Source organism: Streptomyces sp. NPDC058671 (assembly GCF_042716475.1).
In the GTDB taxonomy this organism is placed as follows: domain Bacteria; phylum Actinomycetota; class Actinomycetes; order Streptomycetales; family Streptomycetaceae; genus Streptomyces.
Genome location: NZ_JBHXSA010000035.1, coordinates 40,504 through 46,870 on the forward strand (window position 1 = coordinate 40,504; position 6,367 = coordinate 46,870).

Genomic DNA, 6,367 nt, shown 5'->3' on the forward strand with positions numbered 1-6,367 from the left:
GCACCTCAGGGGGCGGGCCGCTCCTCCGGCGCGCCCGCGGGAAGGCCCGACGGCTCCCGCGTCGCGCCCTCGGCAGGATCCGACGGCTCCTGCGGTGCGGCCCCGGTCGCCTCCTGGGCGGGAGGGGTCGCGTCCTCGGCAGGGCGGACCGGCTTCTCGGGAGGGGCCGCCACGGCGTACGTCTCCACCGTCCAGAGCGAGTAGCCGTACCGGGTCGCCCGCTTCTCGCCCTGCACGCGCACGAAGCGCGTGTCCGCCGCGTCCATCCGGACCGACTCCCGGCCGCCCCGGCCGGCCTCGACCGTCGCCGCCGTACGCCAGACCCGCCCGTCGGCCGATACCTGGACCCGGTAGCGCGAGGCGTACGCGTCCTGCCAGTGCAGCACCACCTGCCCTATCCGGGCGGGCCGGGGCAGCTCCAGCTGCCACCAGGCGCCGTCCTGCGCCGGGGAGGACCAGCGGGTCGCCGGATCGCCGTCCACCGCGGAGGACGCCGGGAAGTCCGCCGTCTCGTCGCCCGACGACGAGGCCGTCGCCGTCCGCGCCAGGTCCGGGCCCGCCGTACGGGGGAAGGCCCGTACCGTCAGGACCCGCTCCTCGCCCGCGAACGACACCGGCACCCGGTACGCGCCCGTGGGGACGTCCGGCGCCACCGACACCTCGAGGGGGACGGTCGTCCGCGCGCCGCGCTCCACCGCCGCCTGCTTCGGCAGCCGGACCGTGATCCCCTTCGGGGCCTTCGCCGTCAGCGGCCCGCGCACCACCCCGGCGCGCCGGCCCGACAGCTCCACGTCCACCCGCTGGGCCGGGCCGCCGATCTCCGCGTCCGTCTCCGTACGGGACAGGTCGAGACCCGCACGCGGCCCGTCCGCGAACCACGGCACCAGGGAACGCACCTCGGGAGCCGGGCCCCCGCCGCTCCACACCACCCGCAGCGCCTCGGCCCTCAGCCCCTTGAGCCCGGTCTGCGTCCAGCCGGACGCCGACAGCGGACCGAGCGGCCGCCAGCCCTCGCCGGGGACGTACGCCTCCACGCGCGCGTCCGTGCCCGGTGCGCCCGCCGCGGCCGGCTCGGCCATCACCGTCAGGGCCTCCACGGGCCGGGCCCGGTCGAGCCGCACGGTGTAGGAGCCGGTGGCACGGTCGGCGCGGGCCGCCGGGGTCCGGTCGGCGCCGGTCCACGCCGCCGCCCGCTCCACCGCGCGCGTGAGGAACGGGTCGAGCACCCCCGCCCCGACCGTCACCCGGCTCGCCCCCAGCTCCTTCCGCAGCCCTTCCAGGCGCAGCTGTGCCCGCCAGGCCGCCGCGCCGTCACCGGCCGACTGCGCCGTCAGCATGTCGACGGCCGTCTCGCCCGCCAGGCCGTACCGGGAGAGCTGGTCGAGCCAGGGGCCGGTCTCGTCGTCGAGGGCGCCGCCGGCGGTGTCCGCGAGCCGCTCGGGGGTCTCCCTCATCACGGTGAACGCGGCCCGCAGTTCCTCGGCCGCCCGCTGCCGGGCCGCGCCGTCGCCGCCCGCCCCGGAGGCCCAGAAGGCGGTCAGGAGCGGCTTCAGGTAGGCCGATTCGCCCGCCGGGTCGAGGACCGATGAGGCGCCGTTCCCGGCGAGCGCCCGCAGCGCCTCGCGGGCGGCCGGCTCCGGGCCCGCCAGGTCGTCGACGGCCGCCCGCCAGGACTCCTGGGGGCGGTAGCCGCGCGGGTTCCAGGCGTAGTCGGCGGCGGTGAAGAGAGGGATGCGGGAGGCCGCGGGCTGCTCCATGGCGTGGGCGAGGAAGGCGGCGGAGCCGGCCGCCACAGCCGGCTCGCGGCCGGTGGCGGGGCCCAGGAAGAGACGGTCCTGCGCGTAGTCGTTGACCGGGTAGTTGTCCATGGTGACCAGCGGGTGGCGCAGCGCACCGCGCGCCCCGGCCAGTTCGCCGCCGGTGATCGTGCGCGGCACGACGCCGACGCCCGTCCACGCCACCCGCACGTCCGTGTCGAGCGCCTCGGCGAGCTTCGCGCGGTACGCGGTCGTGCCGTCCTGGTAGTACTCCGTCGGCATCACGGTCAGCGGTTCGGCGCCGGGATGCCGTTCGGCGAGGTGGCGGGCGACCGCGTTCGCCACGCGCGCGTGGGCGGCGGCGGCCGCCTCGGGACCGCGACCGAAGGTGTCGGCGTCCCGGTCGCAGTGCCACTCGTCGTACGAGGCGTCCTGGAACTGGAGCTGGAAGGCGCGCACCCCGAGCTCCGACATGGCGTCGAGTTTCCCGGTCAGCGCCCTCAGGTCGCCTGCCGACGACAGGCACATGGACTGGGCGGGCGCCACCGCCCAGCCGAGCGTCACGTGCCGGGCGCGGGCCCGCTCGGCGAGTGCGCGGAACTCCTCCTGCTGCGCGGCCGGGTAGGGCTCGCGCCACTGCACCCCCCGGTAGGGGTCGTCGCCGGGCGCGTACAGATAGAGGTTCTGCTTGGTCCGGCCGAGGAAGTCGATCTGGGCGAGCCGCTGCTCGGCGGTCCAGGGGCGGCCGTAGAAGCCCTCGGTGATCCCGCGCTCGGCCGTGCCCGGCCAGTCGCGCACGACGACCCCGGGGACCTCCCGGCCGGCGCCGAGGAGCTGACGCAGTGTCTGCACGGCGTGGAACAGACCGTCCTCGCCCACCCCGTCGAGGACGACCGTGTCGCGGCCTTCGAGGCGTCCCGTGGCGATCCGGTAGCCGCCGCGCGGCAGATCGAGCCGGTCGGGCACGCGCAGGGCGGTCAACGCCTTCCCTGCGGCCTCGCCCGAGTGGCCCGAGGCCCGCAGGACGGGCCCGCGGCCCGGGAGCCCGGCGTGGACGGTCCGCACCCCGGCGGCCCGCAGCAGCTCGCGCAGCGCGTCGAGGGCGTACGGATCGGCGTCGTCGTCCGCGACCAGCGTCACCTCGTCCCCGAGCCGTACGGAGGGCCCGCCGGCGGCAAGCGACTGCGGCCGGGGCCAGACGGAGGGGCTGTCCGTCGCCGGGACGGCCGGAAACACCGGGACCAGTGGTGACAGTGGTGTGAGTGGTGCCTTCGGGGCCCGTGGGGCCACCGGCGCCACCGGCGCCGCCGGGGACAGAGGGGCCACGGCGCCGAGGAGCGCGGTGGGCACCGGCGGGGCTGTGGGGGCGCGGAGGGGCAGCGGCGCCCTCGGGGTCGCCTGGGCCGGGCCCGGAGCCGCGCCGCCGAGGAGGCCGCCGATGACGGCGGCGGCCACGGCCGTCGCCGTGCGCTTCCTGCGCCCGAGGTGCACGGGGTCTCCCTTCGGCGGTGCCGGCTGCTCCGCCGGTTGGTCACGAGTGGGTCACGAGCCCACCACCCGTCGTACTGAGGTGTCAATGTGCGTGGCCGATGTGTCGCCTTTGCCCGGCGAGCCGTCGGCGAGGTGACATCACTTCACCACTCTCCGCCGGTAAAACGAGGTGCGGTGGGTAGGTCTCCGTCGTTACCCCTGGTCCCACCTGTCGAGACGAAACCGGGAGACCCCCGTGACCACCACCGCCCCCCACCTCGGACGGATACGGATGCCGCAGCAGCCGGCCCCCGCCGGCGAACCGCTGACCAGCGAACCGCCCCTCCCCGACGCCGCCCCCCTCACCAGCGAACCGCCCCTGACCGAGGCGGCCCCCCTCACCAGCGAACCCACCGCCCCCGGCAGCGCGGGCGGCACGGAGTCCCCCGGAGTGTGAAGTGACCCTGGCCCGTCTCGCCGCCCGTCACGGCGTCGCCACCGCGTACAGCCCCTCCGAAGGCGTCACCGTGCCCGTCCCGGACGCGACCGTCGTGGCGGTCCTCGCCGCTCTCGGCGTCGACGCGGCCACGCCGGAAGCGGTCACCGCCGCCCTCGACGCGGCGGAACGGGCCGACCGGGAGCGCCTGCTGCCCCCGACGCTGGTCCTGCGGCGCGGCGGAGCGCCCGTCCGCCCGCCCGCCGACCTGCCGCCCGGCACCCGGCTCCGGGTCACCACCGAGGACGGCGCCGTCGTCACCGGCGAGGACTGGGAACGGCTGCCCCTCGGCGTCCACACGGTCGAGGCGCAGGCCCCCGACGGGCGCGCGGCCGTCAGCACCCTGATCGTGAGCCCCGCGCGCGTTCCGGGCCCCGGGCGTCGCGCCTACGGCCTCCTCGTCCAGCTCTACTCACTGCTCTCCACCCGCTCCTGGGGCATGGGCGACCTCGGGGACCTGCGGGAACTCGTCACCTGGGCGGGCCGCACCCACGGCGCCGGTTTCGTCCAGGTCAACCCGCTCCACGCGGGCGTGCCCGGCGCGCCCGGCGACCCGTCCCCGTACCGCCCCTCCTCGCGCCGCTTCCCCGACCCCGTCCATCTGCGGATCGAGGAGATCCCCGAGTACGCCCTCGTCGGCCCCGAGCACCGCGAGGAGCTCGACCGGATCCTCGCCGAGGCGGCCGAGCTGCGGGAGCGGGTCCTCGGCAAGGGGGCGGTGATCGACCGGGACGCCGTGTGGGAGCTCAAGCGGCGGGCTCTCGAACTCGTCGTCGAGACCGTGGAGCTCGGCCCCGGGCGGCGCGCCGACTTCCACGACTTCCTCGCCGCGCGCGGCCGGGCCCTGGAGGACCACGCCACCTACCAGGCCCTCGCCGAGCGGCACGGCCCCCACTGGCGCGACTGGCCCGAGGAACTGCGCGAACCGCGCACGGCCGAGACCGCCGTGTGCGAGGACCCGGCCCTCGCCGCCCGGGTCGACTTCCACTGCCGGCTCGCCTGGCTGACGGACCGGCAGCTGGCCGCGGCCGCCACAGCCGCCCGCGAGGCCGGGATGGAGGTCGGCATCGTCCACGACCTGGCGGTCGGCGTCCACCCGGAGGGCTCGGACGCCTGGGCCCAGCAGGAGGCCTTCGCGGCCGGCATGTCGGTCGGCGCGCCGCCCGACGCCTTCAACTCCCGCGGCCAGGACTGGGGCCTGCCCCCGTGGCGCCCCGACGCCCTGGCCGCCGCCGGCTACGCCCCGTACCGAGGACTCCTGCGGGAACTCCTGCGCCACGCGGGCGCGCTGCGCATCGACCACGTGATGGGACTGTTCCGGCTCTGGTGGGTGCCGGAGGGCCACGAGCCCACCCGGGGAACGTACGTCCGCTACGACGCCGAGGCGATGCTCGCCGTCCTCGTCCTCGAAGCCCATCGCGCTGGGGCCCTCGTCATCGGCGAGGACCTCGGCACGGTCGAGCCCGGCGTACGCGAGGAGCTGGCCCGCAGCGGGGTGTTCGGGACCTCCGTGCTCTGGTTCGAGCGGGACTGGGCGGGTACGAAGCGTCCGCTGCCCCCGGGCGGGTGGCGCGCCGACTGCGTGGCCACCGCCACCACCCACGACCTGCCGCCGACGGCCGCCCAGCTCTCCGGCGACCACATCACGCTGCGGCACCGCCTCGGCCTGCTCGGCGGCGACCTGGAGCGCGAGCGGGCACTGGACCGGGCCGAGACCGCCGAGTGGCTGGGCCTGTTCCAGCGCCTCGGGCTGCTCCCGGAGGGCCCGGGGGACGAGGAGGCCGAGATCAGGGCCGTCCACCGGTTCCTGCTCGGCACCCCGGCCCGCATGGTGGGGGTGTGGCTGCCGGACACGGTGGGGGACCGCAGACCGCAGAACCTGCCGGGCACCTGGGACGAGTACCCGAACTGGCGGCTCCCGCTCGCCGCCCCGGACGGCCAGCCGCTCACTCTGGAGCACCTGGTCGCCTCGCCCCGCGCCCACGCCCTGCTACGCGAACTGCACGCCCGCGTGACGGCCCCGGACGTCCCGAAGCCGATCCCGGACGCCCCTACGGCCGCCCCGGACCGCGCCACCACGGCCCCGGACGTCCCCACGGCGACTCCGGACGTCGCCGGCGCCTCCACGCCGAGCCCGGACGTCCCCACGACGACTCCGGACGTCGCCTCGGTGGTCCCGAGCGCCTCCACGCCGGCCCCGGAGGTCCCCACGCCGGTCCCCGACGCCCGTACGGCACCCCCGGGCGCGCGCCCCGTTTAGGGGTTCGCTACGTTTGCACCGTGGACAAGAAGAACGCTCTGCGCGCCGGCTCGCTCGCGGCCGGTACGACGCTGATGATGCTGCTCATGTCGTCCCCCGCGCTCGCGCTCACCCGCGACGACGGTGACGACCCGGCCCCCAAGCTGGAGGTCATCGAGACCCTCGGTCTGTTCGTCGCCGCCCCGCTGGTGCTGTTCCTGGTGATCGCCGGCCTCGTGATGGTGCTCGACAAGTCCAAGAAGGCCTGACCGCCTCCTCTTCCGCTCCGCGAGGGCGCCGCACGGTACCGACGTACCCGGGGGCGCCCGCGCGGGGGGGCGACCCGTCGCCCGGGGTCAGGCGGGGGGGGCGAGCAGCGTGGGCCCTGGATCGTTAAAACAAAAT

At 76.6% G+C, this 6,367-nt stretch carries 4 protein-coding genes; 3 read left to right on the plus strand and 1 reads right to left on the minus strand.

Annotated elements, in window-relative coordinates:
• Positions 1-5: 5 nt before the first annotated feature.
• Positions 6-3,248, minus strand: coding sequence for a beta-N-acetylglucosaminidase domain-containing protein (locus tag ACFWV2_RS30795; protein WP_384409956.1), 3,243 nt, complete (start codon positions 3,246-3,248; stop codon positions 6-8).
• 235 nt (positions 3,249-3,483) lie between these two features.
• Between ACFWV2_RS30795 and ACFWV2_RS30800 the strand changes: the two genes are divergently transcribed.
• From ACFWV2_RS30800 to ACFWV2_RS30810, 3 genes are read left to right on the plus strand one after another with little or no spacing between them, the layout of a single operon-like run.
• Positions 3,484-3,684, plus strand: a complete 201-nt coding sequence (locus tag ACFWV2_RS30800; protein ID WP_384409959.1) for a hypothetical protein — start codon at positions 3,484-3,486, stop codon at positions 3,682-3,684.
• Between the two features lies 1 nt (position 3,685).
• Entirely contained in the window at positions 3,686-5,983 is a 2,298-nt protein-coding gene (malQ, locus tag ACFWV2_RS30805; RefSeq protein WP_384409962.1) for a 4-alpha-glucanotransferase, read from the plus strand.
• 20 nt (positions 5,984-6,003) lie between these two features.
• Positions 6,004-6,231: a hypothetical protein gene (locus ACFWV2_RS30810; RefSeq protein WP_056558822.1), complete on the plus strand. Its 228-nt coding sequence runs from the start codon at positions 6,004-6,006 to the stop codon at positions 6,229-6,231.
• Positions 6,232-6,367: the final 136 nt, after the last annotated feature.